Genomic DNA, 18,510 nt, shown 5'->3' with positions numbered 1-18,510 from the left:
GGGACTCCCTGGGCGAGCGGACGGTCGACGGCGCGGTCGCGGGGGCCGGGGTCGGTCGGAGGTCCGACCCCGGCCCCGCGGGGGGCGGCACCCGGTGCTGGGCGCCCACCCCCGGCGGTGCCGCTACTTCTTGTGGGCGTCGCCGGCCTTCTGGGCGATGGCCTGGCACTTCGAGAGCGCGTCGTCCACCGAGCTCCGCCCGGCGATGTAGTCGGCGATCAGCTGGGCGCACTGGTTGCCGACGTCCTGGAACTCCGGGATGGAGACGTACTGGATGCCGACCCACGGCTGCGGGTTCAGGCCCGGCTGCTTCGGGTTGACCGAGCTCATGACGTCGAGCGTCAGCGGGGCGTAGGCGGCCGCGGCCTGCTTGTACTCCGGGATCTCGTAGGTCGAGGTCCGCGAGCCCGGCGGGACGTTGCTCCAGCCGATCTTCTGCCCGACGAGCTTGATGTAGTCCTTGCTGGTCGCCCACTTCACGAAGTCGATCGCGGCGGCCTTCTTCTTCGTCGAGGACGGGATCGCGAGGTTCCAGCTCCACAGCCAGCCGGACTGCTTGGTCTTGACCACCGGCATCGGGACGTAGCCCATCTTGCCCTTCACGGGGGAGTCGGCGGCCTCGAGCATGGACGCGGCGACCGTCGCGTCGGCCCACATCGCGGCCTTGCCCTCCTTCACCGCGGTCAGGCACTCGTTGAACGAGTACGAGACGGGGTCGGCCTCACCGGAGTCGTCGAGCAGCTGCTTGTAGAACGTCACCGCCTGCTTCCACTCCGGGGTGTTCACCGTCGCGTTCCAGTCCTTGTCGTACCAGCTGCCGCCGAACGTCTCGATCACGGTGGTGAGCGGGCCGAAGAGGTCGCCCCAGCCCGGCTTGCCGCGCATGCAGATGCCCGACATGCCGGGGCTGTCGACCTTCTTGGCGGCGGCCGCGACCTCCTGCCAGGTCGGCGTCCCCGAGAAGGTGATGCCGGCCTTGGACAGGACGTCCTTGCGGTACATGAGGAACGAGGACTCGCCGTAGAACGGCACCGCGTAGAGCTTGCCGTCGTAGGTGTTGACGTCACGCACCGGCGGCAGGATGTCGTTCACGTCGTAGGACGCGTCGGCCTTCAGGTCCGGGGTCAGGTCGACGAGCCAGCCGTTCGCGCCCCACTGCGGGGTCTCGTAGGCGCCGATCGTCACGATGTCGTACTGCCCGGCGTGGCTGGCGACGTCGGCGGTGACGGCGGCCCGCAGGTCGCCCTCCTCCATCACCTGGAAGTTCACGGTGACACCGGGGTGGGACTTCTCGTACTCACCCTTCAGCTTCTCCATGTCCTTCATCTGGCCGTTGTTCACGGTCGCCAGGTTGAGGGTGACGGGGGTGCCGCTGCCGCCGGAGCCGCTGCCGGACGAGACGGCTCCCGACGAGCAGGCCGCCAGGGCGACGACCGCCACCAGGGCACCCGCCCCCGGCATCAGTCGGCTGGTTCTCACGCGCATGTGTCCAACTCCTTCGTCGTGCTGGTCATGACCCGTCCGTCGACGAGCAGCACGGCTCGAGCGGCGGGGGACGTGCCATCGAGTGGACCTCGGCGCAACGCGTTGCGCAATAGTTTGCGGCGCGGTGGCTGGTCACAACCGGGTAACGACGGAGGTCGCTCCCCGGGCCGGGCCGTGGTCCTCAGCCCTGGCAGGTGTCGCTGCCGCGGTCGAGTACTTCGCCCCCGACGGCGACGAACTGCCATGCGTAGCCGCCCTCGTCGAGGGTCAGGTGCAGGACGCCGAACCGTCGGTCGTGGACGGCCTCCGAACCCGGCCGGGGCCGCCCGGTCCGGTAGAGGGACCGCCCGCCGGTGCCGACCACGAGCTCGCGGATGCCCTGCCCCGGGTCGGTCGGCGCGCCCTCGGCGTCGAGATGGCCGAACCGCTCGTAGTCGTGGTCGTGGGCCGTCAGGGCCAGGTCGACCCCGCCGAAGGCGGCGGCCCGCCAGAGCGGCCCGACCATGGTGTTGTCGCCGTGCGGCCCGGAGGAGACCCGGGGGTGGTGCATGGCGATCGCCGTGCAGACGGAGGGGGAGGCGGCCAGCTCCCGGGTGAGCCAGGCCGCCTCCTTCCGGCAGTCGACGTGGTTGCAGTCGGAGTCGAGCAGGTAGACACGCCAGGACCCGATGGTGCGGGCGTACCAGGGCTGGGTGTGGAAGTAGGAGAGGTAGCCGGCGGCGTCGGTGGTGCGGTACTCGTGGTTGCCCGGGGCGGGGGACAGGATGTCGTCGAAACGACCCCAGGTCGGCTTCCAGGCGGCCTCGAACTGGTCGAGCGCGCCCGACTCGTACTGCAGGTCGCCGAGGGCCAGCACGAACTGCGGGTCCAGGCTCGAGGCGAGGTCGGCGGTCTCCTGCTGACGGCAGGCGCCGCTCGAGACCTCGTCGCCCTCCTGGCAGACGATGTCGCCGACGGCGACGCCCGACACCGACCGGGTGGGGACCCTCGGGGTGGGCGGGGTGGGAGACGAGGAGGCTGCGCCCGCCGACGAGGACGGCGCGCCCGTCGGCGTCGGGGCGGATGGTCCCGCGCAGCCCGTCAGCAGCGCCGCGCCCGCGAGCAGGGCGGTCGCCGTCGCCAGGACCCCCTGAGGCGGTGGCCAGGCACGACGGGACATGCAAGGGAGGCTACGTCGCGGGGCGGGGCGACGGGCCCGTGTCCGCCCACCGCCGGGTCGTACGAGGGTGGCTCGAGGAGGGCGATCCGGCGGATGTCCCGGCGTCGACCTGTGCATCTCCGGTGAGTCCCCCGGGGCGGGTGGGGCGCAAAGCGACGTTATCGACCTGCTGCTGAGGCATCCTGTCAGGCGTGACGACCGACTCCTCGCTGCAGCACCTCGCGCGCCTCGTGGGGGGCGAGCCCCGCGTCGCCGTGACCCGGCTGCTCACGCTCGTGTGCGAGCAGCTCGCCATGGATCTCGCCTTCGTCACCGTGCGGGGCGACGACGGGGACAGCACCGTCCGGTTGCCGACGCGGCGCGACGGGACCCCCGGCGTGCTCGGCCCCGAGGAGGTGGCCGCCGCCGCGTGGTGCGGCCGCGCGGCGGAGCACGGTCCGCTGCTCGTCCAGGACGCCCGCGAGGAGCTGGCGGACGCCGCGCCTCTCACCGCGGCAGCCTGGATCGTCTCCTACGCGGGCGTTCCGCTGGTGGGTGAGGGCGGCACGGTCATCGGCGCGCTGTGCGCCGTGGGCCACGAGCCGCACACGTCGCTCAACACCCGTGACGGCGACATGCTCACCGGGCTGGCCGCCGTCATCGCGCCGCTCGCCCGAGGGCTGGACCGCCAGGTCGCGCCGTCCCAGCAGCCGCCCGGGCTGGCCGCCGTCGCTGCCTCGGTCGACGGGGCCGACGACCTGGAGCGGCTCAGCCGCCCTCTCATCGACGCCCTGCGCGGCCTCACCGGGCTGTCGTCGGCGTACCTCACCGCGATCGACCTGCGGGCCGGCGTCCAGGAGATCCGCTACGCCGCGAACGGCCGCGAGGACTTCGAGATCCCGGAGGGGCTGGTCGTCCCCTGGGAGGACACCCTGTGCAAGCGCGCGCTCGACGAGGGCAGCCCGGTGACGACCGACGTGCCGGGCGTCTGGGGGGACAACGCGGCGGCGCAGGCCCTCGGCATCCAGTCCTACGTCTCGGTCCCGGTGTCGATGTCGGACGGACGGGTCTGGGGGACCCTGTGCGCGGCGGACTCGGTGGCCCCCGACGACGTCGCGGCCCACCTCCCGACGATGCGCCTGTTCGCGCGGCTCATCGCGGCCGAGGTCGAGCGCGAGGCGGCGGTGCAGCAGGCGCGGGCCGAGGCGGACAGCGATGCCCTTACGGGGTGCTCGTCCCGTCGCGTCGCGCAGCCGTGGCTCGCAGCCCAGGTCGCGAGCCTGTCGCCCGACGAGGTGGTCGCCGTGGCGTTCATCGACCTCGACGGGTTCAAGGGCGTCAACGACACCCTGGGTCACGCGGCCGGGGACGCCGTGCTGGTCCAGGTGGGGCACCGCCTGCGCGCCGCGGCCCGCCCGCACGACCTCGTGTGCCGGCTCGGTGGCGACGAGTTCCTCGTCGCCGTCCGGGTACCCCGCGGCACGGAGGACTCGATCCTCGAGCGTGTCGCTGACGCCACGAACTTCTCGATGGACTGGCAGGGCACCCCGGTCGAGGTGCGGTCCTCCATCGGCATCGCCGTGTCGGACGGCAACGACCCCGCCGCGCTGGTCGCCGCCGCCGACGCGCGGATGTACGCGCACAAGAGCTCCCGCTGAGCCCGGCGTCCGTCCTCCCACCCCGGGATCCCCTGACGATCCCGGTCGCACCCTGGGGCCTTCCGGAGTGCCGACCTGCTCGATACTGAGGGGATGACGGTCACCGCGTACAAGGCCCTGGCCCAGGTCGTCCTGGTCGACCGCCCCCTCGAGGACGTGCTGAACGAGGTGGCCGCGATCGCGCAGGCGCACATCCCGGGGTCGGAGGCCACGTCCATCACGCTCGTCCGCGCCGACCGGGCGTGGACCGCGGCCTACAGCGACCAGCTGGCGCTGGACGCCGACGAGCTGCAGTACCGCGAGGGCTACGGGCCGTGCATGGACGCGGGCCGCACCGGGCTGCCGATGATCGTGCGCGACATGCGGACCGAGGAGCGATGGCCCGCGTACACGCCGCGGGTGGTCCAGCGAGGCGTGCTGAGCTCCCTGTCGGTACCGCTCCCGTTCCAGGGCGTCACGGTGGGGGCGCTCAACAACTACTCGCGCGAACCCGACGCCTTCGGTGACGAGGCGTTGGCGGTGGCGAACGACATCACCAGCTTCATCGGCGTCGCCGTGATGAACGCCGACGCCCATGCCGAGGCCACGTCGACGGCGGCGCAGATGCGGGCGGCCCTGGACTCCCGCAAGACGATCGACATGGCCCTCGGCATCATCATCGCCACGAACCACTGCTCCCCGGACGAAGCCTTCACGATCCTGTCCCAGGCCTCCCAGAACACCAACCGCAAGCTGCGCGAGCTGGCCGCGGACCTCGTCGCCGCCGAGGCGAAAGCCCGATCAGGCTCTTAGACAAGGGCGAAACGGGCCAGCCACGACGCTGTTCGTCGGAGACGGGCGCGCTGTGCCTCGTCACGCCCGCCGCCACCCGGGGGACAGGGCGTCGGCGCCGTCCGACGGCGGTCATCGAGCGCGGGGCAGCCAGCCGATCGCCAGCCACCGGCGGGAGGCCGGGAGTGACAGGAGGACGAGGGGACCCGCGGCCAGGGCCAGGATGCCCGCGCCGATGAGGTCGCTCGTCGCGCTCGCGGTGCCGACGAGGTCGACGATCTCGCCGATGCTCCCGAAGACCAGCACCAGGAGGAGCGGCAGCGCGAGCAGCCGTGGGTCGCGGTTCCTCACCAGGAGCGCTGCGCCGCGCCACAGCAGGAGCGCGCCCAGCGGGAGCAGGACCCCGAGCGTGAGGACGCCCTTGACGCCCTGCGGGTCGAGCCCGAGCGACCCGACCGCGCCGGTGCCGGTGACGAACTCGAACAGCACGAGCGCCGCGACGGCGACGAGCACTGCGCCGTAGAGGGCGGCGAGGCCCGCGGCCACAGCCACCGCAGGTGGTCGACGACGCATGGTCACCTCGTTCACAGCCGGAGGGCGCGACCGCATCCCGCCCTCGGGCGAGGCTGCCGGGGCGGCGGCGCACCTGTCAAGCAGCAGGATGACAGCCGACGCCTGGGGTCGGGAAGTGGGACGGCTGTCGCACACTGCGGAAGGTGCGCCGTCCCACCAGGAGCTGGCCCGCGACGAACCCGACCCCGACGAGGACACCGACGAGGGCGACCACGGGGGAGGGGCCTCCCGCCGCACTGGTGACCAGGGCTCCCAGCGTGCCGGCGACGATGGCGTTGAAGACCGTCAGGAAGATGCTCGTGCTCGCGATGACGTGGCTGAACGTCGAGCGCGGCCAGCCCATGAAATAGGTGTCCATCAGCCCTCGCTGGTCGTCGTGGGGCGAGGTGACGAAGTACGGCTCGAGGCTGGGGTCGATGTCGAGGTAGGCGGCTCGCAGCCGGTTCATCCCGATGACCGCCGAGCCGTCGTCGATGCTGGCGTTGACGACGCGAGCCTGGGTGAGGATGCCCATGAGGAGCACGGCCGACGCCAGCCCGATCGCTATGATCCGGAAGGGCCGGCCGAAGCCCGAGCTCTGGGCGAACAGCGCCAGGACGACGAGGGAGGCCGAGGCCACGGTGAGGTGGATGGTGATCCGGCTCATGATCTCCGACCAGGCCATGCTGCGGGTGGCGAGCAGGCTCCAGTGCTCGGTCGCGAGGATCTGGGCCTTGACGCCGGCGGACACGGCTCCGGGTGGCGCGGTCGGGTCGGGTACCGGGCTCGCGCCGACCGTCGGCGGCGTGGCGGTGCGGGGGGCGGCGGGCGGCATCTCTGACGTCGGCATCGACATGACGGCTCCTTCGGCACGACCTGTTCGTCAGTATGGTCGCGCGGTGCCCGGCACGTCTCGGTGCGAGTCAGGCACGCCCCCGGCCGGCGCCGTCCGGGCCGTGGGCGCAGTGACCCAGCCGGCTGCCGTCCTGGCGGGCTCGGAAGTTCCCGGTCATGGCGTATGAGGGTGTCCACGGGCAGGTCGAGGGGTCACACCACGCCGAGCTGAGTGCTCGTTCCCGGGCATGTTGTGACCCCTTGTCGGGTCGATCAAGCCATCCTCTTCTGCGGTCCCTGCGGGCGGAGCGGACCCGCCGACAGGCAGTGGTACGTGCTGCGGCGTCCTCTGAGCGTGGCATACAGGACGGAAGTGGCCCACTGCCTGTCCGTGGGCCCGCTCATCCCGATCTGCCGCGGCGCGCGGGATCAGCGCCCTCGCCGACGTGAGGTGCAACTCCCGAGGGGCTAGCGGCTGAGGAACACAGTGATTGTGCAGAAGAGCACCATCACGCTCAGGGCGAGCAGGTGATCGCGCAGGTCATGCGCGGGGTGTTCGTCGAGTTCAAGTGGGCACATCATGCCCAGCCGAGGTGGACCAGCTGGTGATGGAGCAGACATCGCGACCTCCTGGGGCCACAGCGCGGGGAGCGCGGTGCATCAAGGGTAGGGCGGTGGCTACTTCCAGGGGAAGTAGACGCGACTGTCCCGCACGCGAAGTGGGAGCTCTCACACGTCCTCCTCTGCCGCAGAGCGTCCGTTGCGATGGCACTCTCACCCACCGACGGGATTGCCATGCCTGCGCAGCCCATGTCGAAGGGAGCCAAGGCGTCGCGGGACGACATCCTGAACGCGGGAACGTGACCTCAACGCGGCATGAGCCTAACCATCCGCGCCGTCACTGGGATGACGCGGAAGCCGACTGGTGGCAGGGATGTATCCGCGTCATCGATCAGGTTCCGCGTCATCACCGTGACGGCGCGGAAGCTAGCGCTCATCGGCCGCAGCGCACGCCCCATCCGCGGCATATCCGGTTGCTCTCATTCGGTGCGTTGGCCCCAGCGGCCCGAGCGAGGTCCAGACCCCTCTCGCTACGTACGGAGGGTCAGCCCCTCGCTGATCAGCGGGCTCGCGCCCGCGAGCCAGTGCCCCGCGCCCGCGAGCCAGTGCCCCGCGCCCGCGAGCCAGTGCCCCGCGCCCGCGAGCCAGTGCCCCCGTCGCCGCTCTCACTGCGTTCGAGCGGCTGTTGCTTCTGCCGGGGGCACTGCCCCGCGGCGCTCGCAGGCTCGCGCCCGCGAGCCCGTGCCCCCGGCAGGATTCGAACCTGCGACACCTTCTTTAGGAGAGAAGTGCTCTTCCCCTGAGCTACGAGGGCGGGAAGACCGCGGATCACATTACGGGACGGGCCCGCCCGCCACCGGGTGCCCAGCCACCCACCCCGCGGCCTGCGGGCATACTGCTCCGGTGACGACGGCCGAGATCCCCGAGGCGACGGTCGCCGACCGCGCCGACACCCAGCGTCGCGTCGTCCGGACCCTCGTCGCGTCGCAGATGCTCGGCGGGGTCGGGTTGTCGTCCGGCATCGCCGTCGGAGCGCTCCTCGCCGAGCAGGTGTCGGGCTCGGCCCGGTACGCCGGGCTCGGTGGCACCTTCCAGGTCCTGGGCGCCGCGCTGGCCGCCATCCCGATGGCCCGCATCATGGCCGCCCGGGGCCGGCGCCCCGGGCTCGCGGCCGGGTACGCGCTCGCGGCCCTCGGCGCGGTGGGCCTGATCGCCTCCGGGGTGCTGCGCAACTTCCCCTTGCTGCTGCTCTCGAGCCTGGTCTTCGGCGGCGCCACCGCCTCCAACAGCCAGAGCCGGTACGCCGCAGCGGACCTCGCCCTGCCGCACCGGCGCGCGCGCGACCTCAGCATCGTCGTCTGGGCGACCACGGTCGGGAGCGTCCTCGGCCCCAACCTCGTCGGCCCCAGCGCGCCCGTGGCCGCGGCGCTCGGGCTGCCGCGCCTCGTGGGGCCGTTCGTCTTCTCCCTCCTCGGGCTCCTGCTGGCCGTCGGTGTGATCCTGGTGCGCCTGCGCCCCGACCCGCTCGTCGAGGCGCGGCGCCAGCGCCTGGCCGACGGCGCCGGTGACACCGAGCCCACGCATGGGTCGGTGCTGCGCGGCATCCGGGTCGTCGCGGCCAGCCCCGTGGCGCGGCTCGGCCTGGCCACCCTCGCCCTCGGGCACGGCGTCATGGTGAGCGTGATGGTGATGACGCCGCTGCACATGGCCCACGGCCACGCCGACCTGACCGTCATCGGGTTCGTCATCAGCATGCACGTGCTCGGGATGTACGCGCTGTCGCCGGTGACCGGAGCCGCCACCGACCGTTTCGGCGGCCGGGTCGTCGCCGTGGCCGGCGCGGTCATCCTGGTCACCGCGACCCTGCTGGCCGCGGGCGCGCCCACCGGGGAGTCGCTGGGCCTGACCGCCGGGCTGTTCCTGCTCGGGTTGGGCTGGTCGTGCACGCTGGTCGCCGGCTCCACGTTGCTGACCGCCGGTGTCGCCCCGGCCGAGCGGCCCGGCGCCCAGGGAGCGGCCGACGTGCTGATGGGCCTGGCCGCCGGGGGCGGCGGGGCGGTGGCCGGTGTCATCGTCGACCAGGTCAGCTTCCACGCCCTGGCGCTGACGTCGCTGGGGTTCGCCGTGCTCATCGGGCTGCTGGCGCTCACGGCCCGCACCCACGGGCGTCCGGCCGCCCCCGCCGCCTGAGCCACCCCGAGCGACCGCAGGGACCCGTCCGGCGGCGCGCGCCCCGCCTCCCCGGGGTGCGGCCCGGCCGTTGTTAGCCTGCCGGGGTGAGTGCGAGCGGCCCGGCGCGCGAGGGACGGACCCGGCGTGGGGCCGCCTCAGGGGTCGCTGTGCCGGACGAGCCGAGACGGGGAGGACACCTGAGCGTGGCCCCTACCCCCGATGCCGTGCGCGCCGAGGCGGTCGCCGCCGCCCGGGCGCGCTGGACCCGCCAGCTGGTCGAGCTGGGGGGCCCCAACACCCTGCTCTGGTACCGCGACCTTCCCGTGGGCACCGTCGACCTCACCAACGCCCACCTCGGCGCCCGCAACGCCTTGGTCGCCGGCGAGCGGGCCCGACTGTCCGAGCTGGTCCGTGACCCGCAGGCCCTCGAGGACGCCGGCCGCCGCGTCGAGCGCGTCCACGACACCGCGGCGCTGCTGGAGTCCGAGCACGGCATCCGCACCTGCTTCCTCGGCATCGGGACCGCCTCCTGGACCGTGGTCCTCAAGGGCGGCAAGGTCGCCCCCCGCGAGCCCGCGGCGCCGGTGTTCCTGCGATCCTGCACGCTGCGGCCCGTGGACGCCCGGCGCCTCGACTGGCTGCTCGAGCCGGGCGACGAGCTCGAGACCAACCCGGCCCTGGTCGACTACCTGGCTTCGGCGCACGGCATCCACCTCGACACCGACCGGCTCGAGGCCCTCGCCACGGCCGCCGGCGGCGTCGACCCCTACCCGGCCTACGCGGCCCTCGGCGAGGCCTGCGCCGACGTGCCCGACCTCGCCGTCACCCCCCGCGTGGTGCTCACCACCTTCCCGTACTACAAGGCCCCGCTCGTGGCCGACCTCGCCGCCCAGGCCGACACCCTGGGACGCCACGACGTCGTCGCCGCGCTGGCGGGTCATGCCGACGCCCTGCCGGCCGTGTCGGTGGGCTCCGACCTCGAGACGGTAGGGGCGGATGCCGACGCCGACGCCCTCGTCCTGCCCGCCGACGCCGCCCAGCGCGAGGCCGTGGCGGCCGTGCGCGCCGGGTCGCACCTGTTCCTGCGCACCCCTCCCGGCACCGGCGCCTCGCAGACCGTCGCCAACCTCGTGGCGACCCTGGCCGGCGACGGCCAGCGCGTGCTCCTCGTCTCGCCCACGCGCGCCTCGATCGAGACGGTGGTCGAGCGGCTGGCCTCGGTCGGCCTCGACGACGTCGTGCTCGACCTGCCCGACGGTGGCCACGCCCGCGGCCGGGCCGTCCGCGCCCTCGTCGAGACCCTCGACCGGCGGCTGCGTGAGGCCTCGTCCCCCTCGGGCGAGGAGGCCTCGAAGCGCGATGACGCGGTCACCGACGCCCAGCGCCAGGCCGCGCACGACCTGCTCGAGGCCCACGTGCAGGCCCTGCACGGGCGGCGCGACCCGTGGGCGACGACCGTGCACGAGATCCAGGAGGAGGTCAGCCGGCACGCGCGGCTCGACACCCCGCCGCGCTCCCGGGTGCGGGTGAGCGGCACCGCCCTGGCCCGCCTCGACCGCGAGACCCTCGACCACGCCGCTGCCACCCTCGAGCACCTCGCCGCGCTGGCCGCGTGGGACGGCGACGGCGCGGACGACCCGTGGTTCGGCGCCGCCATCACCACCGAGGAGCAGACCGAGGAGGCACGCGAGCGCGTCGCGCGGCTGGCCGAGGGTGGGGTCGCCGAGGCCCGCACCACGTTGGCCGAGGTCTTCCGCGGGATCCACCTGCCGGCGGCCCCCACGGTGCTTGACTGGCACCGGGTGCTGGCCACCGTGGGCCGGGTGCGCGACACCCTCGAGCTGTTCCGGCCCCAGGTCTTCGACATCCCGCTCGGCGACCTGGTGGCGGCCACCGGCTCCGCCGCCGAGCGCCGCGACTCCGGCAGCGACCTCGGCGCCCTGGACCGCTGGCGGGTCCGGCGCCAGGCCCGTGGCCTGCTGCGCCCCGGCCGCCCGCCGGCCGACCTGCACGCGGCCCTGGCCGAGGCCCACGCCCAGCGCGACGCGTGGCGCGAGCTGGCCGGGTCCGGCGGTCGCCCCGAGATCCCCGTCGAGCTCGACCGGGCCCAGGTCGCCCACGACTCCCTCGTCGGCGACCTGGCCTGGCTGGACGCCCACCTGCCCGCCAGCGCGGACGGCTCGCGGCTGGTCGACCTCGACCTCGTCACCCTCGAGCAGCGCGTGGTCGCGCTGCACGCGGCCGCCGACCGGCTGGGCCCGGTCGCCGAGGAGCGCCGCGCCCTCGACGCCCTCGACGCGCTGGGGCTGGCCGAGCTGGTCGCCGACCTGCGCGCGCGCACGGTGCCGGTCGAGCGGGTCGCCACCGAGCTGCGCTGGGTCTGGTGGTGCTCGCTGGCCGACGAGGTGAGCGCGCACGACCCGCGGGTCTCCGGGCACGACGGCGCCGCGCTCGCCGAGGCCGCCGACGTCCTGGCCCGCTCCGAGCGGGACGCCCGCACGCGGCGCCCCGCCGCCGTCCGCCGGGCGCTGGCCGACCGGGTGTCGGCCCTGCGCCGCGCCCACCCCGAGCAGGAGGCCGAGCTGCGTGGCCAGGCCGGCCGGGCCCGCCGCCCGGACCCGCTGCCCGAGCTCGTGCGCTCCGGCGCCGGGCTGCTCACCGCCGTTGCGCCCTGCTGGGCCACGAGCCCGCTGTCGGTCCCGTCGGTGCTGCCGCCGGGCGAGCTGTTCGACGTGGTCGTGCTCGAGGAGGCCTCGCTGCTGACCCCGGCGGAGGCCGTGGCCGCCGTGTCGCGCGCTCGCCAGGTGGTGGTCGTCGGCGACGAGTTGCAGCTGCCGCCGTCGCCCTTCGTGGTCTCGGCCGGGGTCGACGCGCCCGAGGACGACGACGACGGCTCGGTGGTCGACCTCCTCGACGGCGTGCTGCCCACCCGCCGGCTCACCCGGCACTACCGCGCCCACGACGAGCGGCTGGTCGCGTTCGTCGACGACGAGCTCTACGCCGGCGGCCTCGCCACCGTGCCGGGGACGTCCGCCGCCCCCGTCGTGCACCACGAGCTGGTCGAGGGCCATGGCGTGGTCGCCGAGGGCGAGGCCGCGGTGGAGTCCACCGACGCCGAGGCGCAGCGCGTGGTCGAGCTCGTGCTCCGGCACGCGCGCACCCGGCCCGAGCGCTCGCTGGCCGTGGTCGCGTTCTCGGCCGGCCACCGCCGCCGCGTCGCCGAGGCGGTGCAGCGGGCCCTGACCGACCTCGACGAGCGAGACCTCGCCTTCTTCGACCCGCAGCGCCTCGAGGCGTTCGCGATCCGCGAGGCCCACCACGTGCAGGGCCGCACCTGGGACGACGTCATCGTCAGCGTCGGGTTCGGCAAGACGCCGCACGGCCGGGTCCTGCACCGCTTCGGGCCGCTGGGCACCGACACCGGGCACCGACGGCTCGGCGTCGCCCTGACCCGGGCCCGCCGCGACCTCACCGTGGTCTCGACCATCAGCGCCGACGAGCTCGACCCCGACCGTCTGCGCACCCCCGGCTCCCGCATGCTGCGAGCCTTGCTCGAGCACGTCGGACCCGACGGTGACGACGCCCCCCTGCACGCGGCCCCCGGCGAGGGCCGGTCGGTGGTGCTGGGCGACCTGGCGCGCCGGCTGCGCTCGCACGGGCTCGTGGTGCATGAGGACTACGGCGCGTCGGCCGCCCCGGTCGAGCTGGCCGTCGAGGACCCCACCGCCCCCGGGACGATGCTGGTGGCCGTCGAGTCCGACGGGCCCGACTACGCGGCCGTCCCGTCGGTGGCCGACCGCGACCGGGTGCGGGCCGACGCGCTCACCGCGCGCGGCTGGCACCACGTACGGGTCTGGTCGACGGGTGCGTTCCGCGACCCGGCGCGCGACGTCTCACGCATCCTCGAGGCGGCGGGGGTCCGGCGGGCTCCCGGTGGCTGACGCCCCACCCGGCGAGCCCTTCGGCGCGGACCGGCCCGACGGGTCGGAGGCGCCGAGGCCGCGGCGACGTCCGCGCCGGGCCCGGCGCGCCGCGACCAACCCGCGGACCGATGACAGCCCCGACGTGGCCACGCCTCGCGAGGCGCCCCCCGCCGACGAGGACGCCCGGTCCCGCTGGTTCCGCGAGCAGCGGCCGCCGCACTGGGACTGAGACGCGAACGGGCGGCACCCCGTGGGGGGTGCCGCCCGGTGCGCTCAGGCGCGGCGTCAGACGCCGCGGCCGGCGCGCAGCTCGTCGCGGATCTCCTTGAGGAGCTCGGTGTTGGGGTCAATGGTCTCGGCGTCCGGCTCCTTCGGGAAGAAGCGCTCCTTGGCCGTCTCGTACGGCTTGACGACGAAGAAGTAGATGACGAACGCCACGATGAGGAACGAGATCAGCGCGGTGAGGAAGGCCCCCACCGACACCCCGCCCGGCTTGTAGTCGGAGAAGTTGGGCGTACCACCGAGCTTGCCCAGGACGTCCATGAACATCTTGGTGAAGGCGGTGACGACCGTGGCGAACGCGGCGCCGATGACGAACGCGACGGCGAGCTCGACGAGGTTGCCGCGCATGACGAAGTTTCTGAATCCCTGCATGGGTCGATCCTTTGGACGGAGGGCGGGACGACTCCACAGGGTAGAGGTGCGGCTGCCCCGCGTCATCCGCAGCGCCGCCGGTGAGCCGCGCGCTCACCCCAGCAGGACGAGGGCGACGACCGGAGGGCCACCGTCGAGACCGCCATGACCTGCCAGGACACGGTCGGCGCCGGCGGATTCGAGGGCGAGCACCACCCCCCGGGGCCCGGCCGACGTGTCGGACAGGACCGACCCGCGCGACGCGGCAGCGGGGTCGACCGAGAGCACGGTGGCGTCGTGCGCGAGTGCCACGCCGCCTGCGGTGTTGTAGACCGCCACCCGCCGGCCGGCCGACAGCAGGTCGGCGGCGGCCGGGTCGGCCAGCAGGACGTGCAGGGCCACCGCCCCGGGCGGAAGCCCTTCGCCGGCCCGGCGCGGCACCAGCCGGGTCAGGGTGACGGCTTCGCCGGCGGCCAGCGGGGCTGCCAGGCGTCGCCCCACCGCCGACGCGGGGTCGAGCACGGCACCGGGCTGGCGGGCGTCGAGCGCCACGGGCACGAGCGCGAGGTCGGCCGGGCTCAGCACCGCCCCGGCCGGGACGGAGCGCGCGGCGACCACGACCCCGACCGAGGGCGGCGGGGGTGGCCGGAGCTCGCGCACCCCCAGCGCGACGGCCCCCGCCGCGCAGAGGGCGGCCAGCACGCGCCGGAGCACCCCGCGGCGCCAGCGGGCACGCCGGCCCCGCCCGGTGAGGCCGGGGAAGGGACGCGCCAGGGGGACCATCACCCGACGCTAGGCAGCCGGCGAGCGGCCGCCGAGCCTCAGGACGAGGTTGTGGACGACGACCCCGACGAGGACGCCCCTGTGGACGACGCTGCCGAGGAGCCGTTCGAGCCCGACGACGAGGAGCCGGCCGAGCTGTTCGAGCCCTTGTCGGAGGACTTCCCGTCGGAGGAGGAGCCCTTCGCGGCGGACGCCCCGGAGTCGGACGACCCCGCCCCGCTGCCCCCGCCGGCGACCGAGCCCGACCCGGACCCCGCCCGCGAGTCGGTGCGGTAGAAGCCGCCGCCCTTGAAGACGATGCCGACGGCGTTGAAGACCTTGCGCAGCTTGCCCCCGCACTCGGGGCAGACGGTGAGGGAGTCGTCGCTGAAGCTCTGGACGACCTCGAAACGGTGGTCGCACTCGGTGCACGCGTAGGCGTACGTGGGCACGGTGGTCCTCCTCGGACGGACGGCGGGGCGCCGCCGGTCCCCTCCGGGTGGGAAGGGACTCGCGGCGGCGCGGTCGGCCCCCAGGATAAGCGCTGGGGGCCGAGCCGTGTTCCCGGGGCGGGCGGGGCTACTTCACCTCGGCCCGGGTGATCCACCACATCCCGGCCGCCAGCGGCAGCAGCACCCAGAGGCTCACCGAGGTCCCCAGGCGGGCCCACTCCTCACCCGTGAGGGACCCGGTGAACAGCGGCTCCATGGTGCGGTTGAGGTCGAGCCACTCGGCGGCCGTGCGCACCTGCGACACCAGCGAGCCGACCACGCTCCACGCGGTGGGCAGGACGAAGTAGGCCACCACGGCGGCGGGGGTGTTGCGCAGCAGCATGCCGAAGCCGACGCCCTGGAGCAGCCCCAGCAGCACGTACCCGCCGGCCCCGAGGAAGGCGGTCCCCGGCGTCGTCCAGTCGCCGGTGGCCCCGCGGAACGCGATGGCGGCGGCGTGGGCCGCGGTGGCGAGGACGAACGAGGTGGCGACGGCGCAGACGCCCACGAGCAGGGCCGCGACCACCTTGGCCGACGCCACCCGCACCCGCCGGGCCTCCAGGGTGAAGGTCACCAGCGCGGTCCGTTGCGACCACTCGGAGGTGATGGCCAGGATGCCGACCACCGGCAGCAGGACCGCCATGGGCATCGTCGTGGCCTGGAGGTAGTCGCCGAACGGATGCTCGCCGCCGTCCTGCACGAACAGGATGGTCAGGGCCCCGGCGATGACCACGCCGATGCCGATGAGCAGCCAGCGCCCGGCCCGGGTGTCGAGCATCTTGCGCAGCTCGACCCGCACCAGGCGAGCGAACGGGATGCCCGAGGTCGGGCGCGGCCCGGGGAGCGGGGCCGGCAGGCCGTCGTGCGCGGGGGAGGGGGTCGGCCCCGCCCGGCGAGAGGCGCCGGGGGGGCTCACCGTCGTGGCGGTCATGCCGCCACCTCCTCGCGGGCCGAAGCGGCCGTGAGGTCGAGAAACATCTCCTCGAGCCCGCGCTCGTCACCCGAGCGCAGCTCGAGCAGGGCGACCCCCGCGGCGAGGGCCCACCGCCCCACCTCGGCCGGCTCGGCCTCGACGAGGAGGCCGCCGGTGGCGGTCGGCGTCACCGCCACCGACCGGGCGGTGAGCGCGGCCGCAAGGGCGGTGTCGTCGCCGGAGCGGACCACCGTGCCCGAGCCCGACAGCAGCTCGCCGGTGGTGCCGGACGCCACGATGCGGCCGTGGCCGATGACGATGATGTCGTCGGCCACGCGCTCGATCTCGCCGAGCAGGTGCGAGCTCAGCAGCACGGTGCCACCGCGCTCGGCGAAGCCGCGCAGCAGCCCGCGCATCCAGCGGATGCCCGCGGGGTCCAGCCCGTTGGCGGGCTCGTCGAGCACCAGCACCTCCGGGTCGCCCAGCAGGGCGTGCGCGATGCCGAGGCGCTGGCGCATCCCCAGGGAGTAGTTGCGGACGCGGCGCCCCGCCTCCTTCTCGGTGAGCCCGACGAGGTCGAGCAGGTCGTCGACCCGGCGGCGGTCGACGCCGGTGAGGATGGCCCCGAGGGTCAGCACCTCGCGGCCGGTGCGGCCGGCGTGCTGGGCCGAGGCGTCGAGCAGGAGCCCGACGTGGCGGCCGGGGTTGGGGAGGGTGGCGTAGGGGCGGCCGAGCACGGTGGCGCGGCCGGCGGAGGCGGGGGTGAGCCCGGCGACGACGCGCATGGCGGTCGTCTTCCCGGCTCCGTTGGGCCCGAGGAACCCGGTGACCCGCCCGGCGCGTGCCTCGAAGGACACGTCGTCGAGGGCGGTGAAGGAGCCGTAGCGCTTCGTGAGGTGGTCGACGGTGATCATGTCGGCGAGCCTGCCGTCGCCCGGGTGCGGGCGCCATGAGGGTCGGGCCTGAGGCGACCCTGAGCCGCCCCGGGGTCGCTCAGGGTGGCGGGGGCGGCGGCCCCGGGGTCAGTCGGCGGTCCACTCGGCGAGGCGGCCGCCGCGGCTCACCTGGTAGAGCCGGCGCTCGACCGCGGGACGCACCGCCGAGGGCGCCACCACCAGCAGCTGGTCACCGTGGCGCAGCACGTCGACGTCGCGGGGGACGAACGAGCCGCCGCCGCGCACGACCAGCGCCACGTTCGCCCCGCGCGGCAGGCGCAGCTCGAAGACCCGCACCCCGGCCAGCCGCGACGCGGCCCCGATGTCGATCTCGAGCAGCTCGGCGCCGAGCTCGGTCAAGGGTGTGGCCTCGACCGCGAGGTCGACCCGGTGGTGGGCGGCGTCGACCTTCAGCGCCCGGGCCACCCACGGCAGGGTCGGGGCCTGGATGAGGGTGAACACGACGACGAGGACGAACACGAGGTCGAACATCCACTCCACGCCCGGCGTCCCGGCGGTGACCGGGACGGTGGCCAGGACGATCGGCACCGCGCCCCGCAGCCCGGCCCACGACAGGAACGCCTGGGTGCGCCAGGGGATGCGGAAGGGCGTGCACGAGGCGATGACCGACAGCGGGCGGCCCAGCAGCAGCACGGCGGCCCCCACCACCAGGGCCGGGACGAGCTGCGCGGCGAACCCCGACGGGGACGCCAGCAGCCCGAGCAGCACGAACAGGCCGATCTGCGCCAGCCAGCCGATGGCCGTCGCGAACCCCATCACCGACGGCCGATGGGGGAGCGAGACGTTGCCCAGCACCAGCGCCGCGAGGTAGCAGGCGATGAACCCCGAGGTGTGCAGCAGGTCGGCCGCTCCGTAGGCCAGCACGGCCATCGAGAGGACCCCGATGGCGAACAGGGCCGACGAGGTGGTCGCGACCGCCCGGAGCAGCCGCGCCCCCAGCCACCCGACGGCCAGCCCGACCAGGGCCCCACCGGCGAGCTCGAGCCCCGCGACGATCCCCACCTGCCACCAGGGCTCGCCCTCTCCGTCGGGTGCCAGCTGCGAGGCCAGGGCGGTGACCAGCAGGACCGTGGGGGCGTCGTTGAAGCCGGACTCGGCCTCGAGCATCCCCGAGATGCGGCGTGGCAGCGGCACCCGGCGCAGCACCGAGAACACGGCGGCGGCATCCGTGCTGGCCACGACCGCGCCGATGAGGAGCGAGACCTCCCACGACCAGCCGAGCACCAGCCTCGCGACGACGGCGACCACGACGACGCTGACGGCCACCCCCACGGTGGCCAGCACGGCCGCGGGCGCGACGGAGCGCCGGATGCCGGCCCACTGCGTGCTGATGCCGCCCTCGACCAGGATGAGGACGAGCGCGGCGTAACCCAGGACCTGGGTGAGCTCCTGGGAGTCGTACCGGATGCCGAGGCCGCTCTCGCCGAGGGCGAGGCCGATGCCGAGGTAGATCAGCAGCGACGGCAGGCCCGAGCGGACCGAGAGCCGCACGGCCGCCACCGCGACGACCAGGACCACGCTGCCGACGAGGAGCGCCAGGGACAGGTCGTCGGCGGTGAAGGGCCCCGAGGCGCCCCCCGCACCCGGCGCTCCGTCCGTACCGGGCACCCCGGCGGAGCCGGCAAGCGCCCAGGGGAGTGTCACCAGGACCGTCCTCGTGT

At 74.5% G+C, this 18,510-nt stretch carries 14 protein-coding genes and 1 tRNA gene; 4 read left to right on the top strand and 11 right to left on the bottom strand.

All coding sequences use genetic code 11. The annotated features are described in order from the left end of the window. Window positions 1-123: 123 nt before the first annotated feature. Both ATL31_RS11730 and ATL31_RS11725 read right to left on the bottom strand, forming a co-directional pair. Window positions 124-1,479, bottom strand: a complete 1,356-nt coding sequence (locus tag ATL31_RS11730; protein ID WP_245862360.1) for an ABC transporter substrate-binding protein — start codon at window positions 1,477-1,479, stop codon at window positions 124-126. A 187-nt stretch (window positions 1,480-1,666) separates the two neighbouring features. After that, the gene (locus ATL31_RS11725; RefSeq protein ID WP_101395927.1) at window positions 1,667-2,455 is read right to left on the bottom strand and encodes a metallophosphoesterase family protein; all 789 of its coding nucleotides are present in this window, start codon (window positions 2,453-2,455) and stop codon (window positions 1,667-1,669) included. A gap of 380 nt (window positions 2,456-2,835) precedes the next feature. Between ATL31_RS11725 and ATL31_RS11715 the strand changes: the two genes are divergently transcribed. Next, window positions 2,836-4,281, top strand: coding sequence for a sensor domain-containing diguanylate cyclase (locus tag ATL31_RS11715; protein WP_101395925.1), 1,446 nt, complete (start codon window positions 2,836-2,838; stop codon window positions 4,279-4,281). Window positions 4,282-4,374: 93 nt separating this feature from the next. Next, the gene (locus tag ATL31_RS11710; protein ID WP_101395924.1) at window positions 4,375-5,073 is read left to right on the top strand and encodes a GAF and ANTAR domain-containing protein; all 699 of its coding nucleotides are present in this window, start codon (window positions 4,375-4,377) and stop codon (window positions 5,071-5,073) included. Between the two features lie 111 nt (window positions 5,074-5,184). Here the strand turns inward: ATL31_RS11710 and ATL31_RS11705 are convergent, their stop codons facing one another. The 3 genes from ATL31_RS11705 to ATL31_RS11695 form a co-directional block, all read right to left on the bottom strand. Beyond that, window positions 5,185-5,625: a hypothetical protein gene (locus ATL31_RS11705; protein ID WP_143598383.1), complete on the bottom strand. Its 441-nt coding sequence runs from the start codon at window positions 5,623-5,625 to the stop codon at window positions 5,185-5,187. A 76-nt stretch (window positions 5,626-5,701) separates the two neighbouring features. Next, complete coding sequence (locus tag ATL31_RS11700) at window positions 5,702-6,454, bottom strand: hypothetical protein (protein WP_143598382.1); 753 nt, start codon at window positions 6,452-6,454, stop codon at window positions 5,702-5,704. Between the two features lie 1,287 nt (window positions 6,455-7,741). Continuing rightward, a tRNA-Arg gene (locus ATL31_RS11695) sits at window positions 7,742-7,813 on the bottom strand. Window positions 7,814-7,902: 89 nt separating this feature from the next. Here ATL31_RS11695 and ATL31_RS11690 point away from each other — a divergent pair. Next, the gene (locus ATL31_RS11690; RefSeq protein ID WP_245862358.1) at window positions 7,903-9,189 is read left to right on the top strand and encodes an MFS transporter; all 1,287 of its coding nucleotides are present in this window, start codon (window positions 7,903-7,905) and stop codon (window positions 9,187-9,189) included. Window positions 9,190-9,374: 185 nt separating this feature from the next. Further along, window positions 9,375-13,112 (top strand): DNA helicase, encoded by a 3,738-nt coding sequence (locus tag ATL31_RS17115; RefSeq protein WP_281256266.1) that lies wholly within the window; start codon window positions 9,375-9,377, stop codon window positions 13,110-13,112. Between the two features lie 267 nt (window positions 13,113-13,379). Here ATL31_RS17115 and mscL read toward each other — a convergent pair whose 3' ends face one another. The 6 genes from mscL to ATL31_RS11655 form a co-directional block, all read right to left on the bottom strand. Beyond that, window positions 13,380-13,748 carry a large conductance mechanosensitive channel protein MscL gene (mscL, locus tag ATL31_RS11680; RefSeq protein WP_101395921.1) on the bottom strand — a complete coding sequence of 123 codons (369 nt, stop codon included), beginning with the start codon at window positions 13,746-13,748 and terminating at the stop codon, window positions 13,380-13,382. 93 nt (window positions 13,749-13,841) lie between these two features. Beyond that, window positions 13,842-14,510, bottom strand: coding sequence for an SAF domain-containing protein (locus ATL31_RS11675; RefSeq protein ID WP_101395920.1), 669 nt, complete (start codon window positions 14,508-14,510; stop codon window positions 13,842-13,844). A 38-nt stretch (window positions 14,511-14,548) separates the two neighbouring features. Continuing rightward, window positions 14,549-14,941, bottom strand: a complete 393-nt coding sequence (locus tag ATL31_RS11670) for an FmdB family zinc ribbon protein (protein WP_101395919.1) — start codon at window positions 14,939-14,941, stop codon at window positions 14,549-14,551. A gap of 127 nt (window positions 14,942-15,068) precedes the next feature. Beyond that, window positions 15,069-15,911, bottom strand: coding sequence for an ABC transporter permease (locus ATL31_RS11665; protein WP_101395918.1), 843 nt, complete (start codon window positions 15,909-15,911; stop codon window positions 15,069-15,071). Then, window positions 15,908-16,807, bottom strand: a complete 900-nt coding sequence (locus tag ATL31_RS11660; protein WP_101395917.1) for an ABC transporter ATP-binding protein — start codon at window positions 16,805-16,807, stop codon at window positions 15,908-15,910. The genes ATL31_RS11665 and ATL31_RS11660 overlap by 4 nt, the downstream gene beginning before the upstream one ends. A gap of 108 nt (window positions 16,808-16,915) precedes the next feature. Next, a complete protein-coding gene (locus tag ATL31_RS11655) occupies window positions 16,916-18,493 on the bottom strand; it encodes a potassium/proton antiporter (RefSeq protein ID WP_281256265.1) in 1,578 nt (525 codons plus the stop codon). Between the last annotated feature and the right edge of the window lie 17 nt (window positions 18,494-18,510).

It is taken from the genome of Phycicoccus duodecadis, from assembly GCF_002846495.1.
Taxonomy (GTDB): Bacteria; Actinomycetota; Actinomycetes; order Actinomycetales; family Dermatophilaceae; genus Phycicoccus; species Phycicoccus duodecadis.
This window is presented reverse-complemented; position numbering and strand designations above follow the sequence as displayed.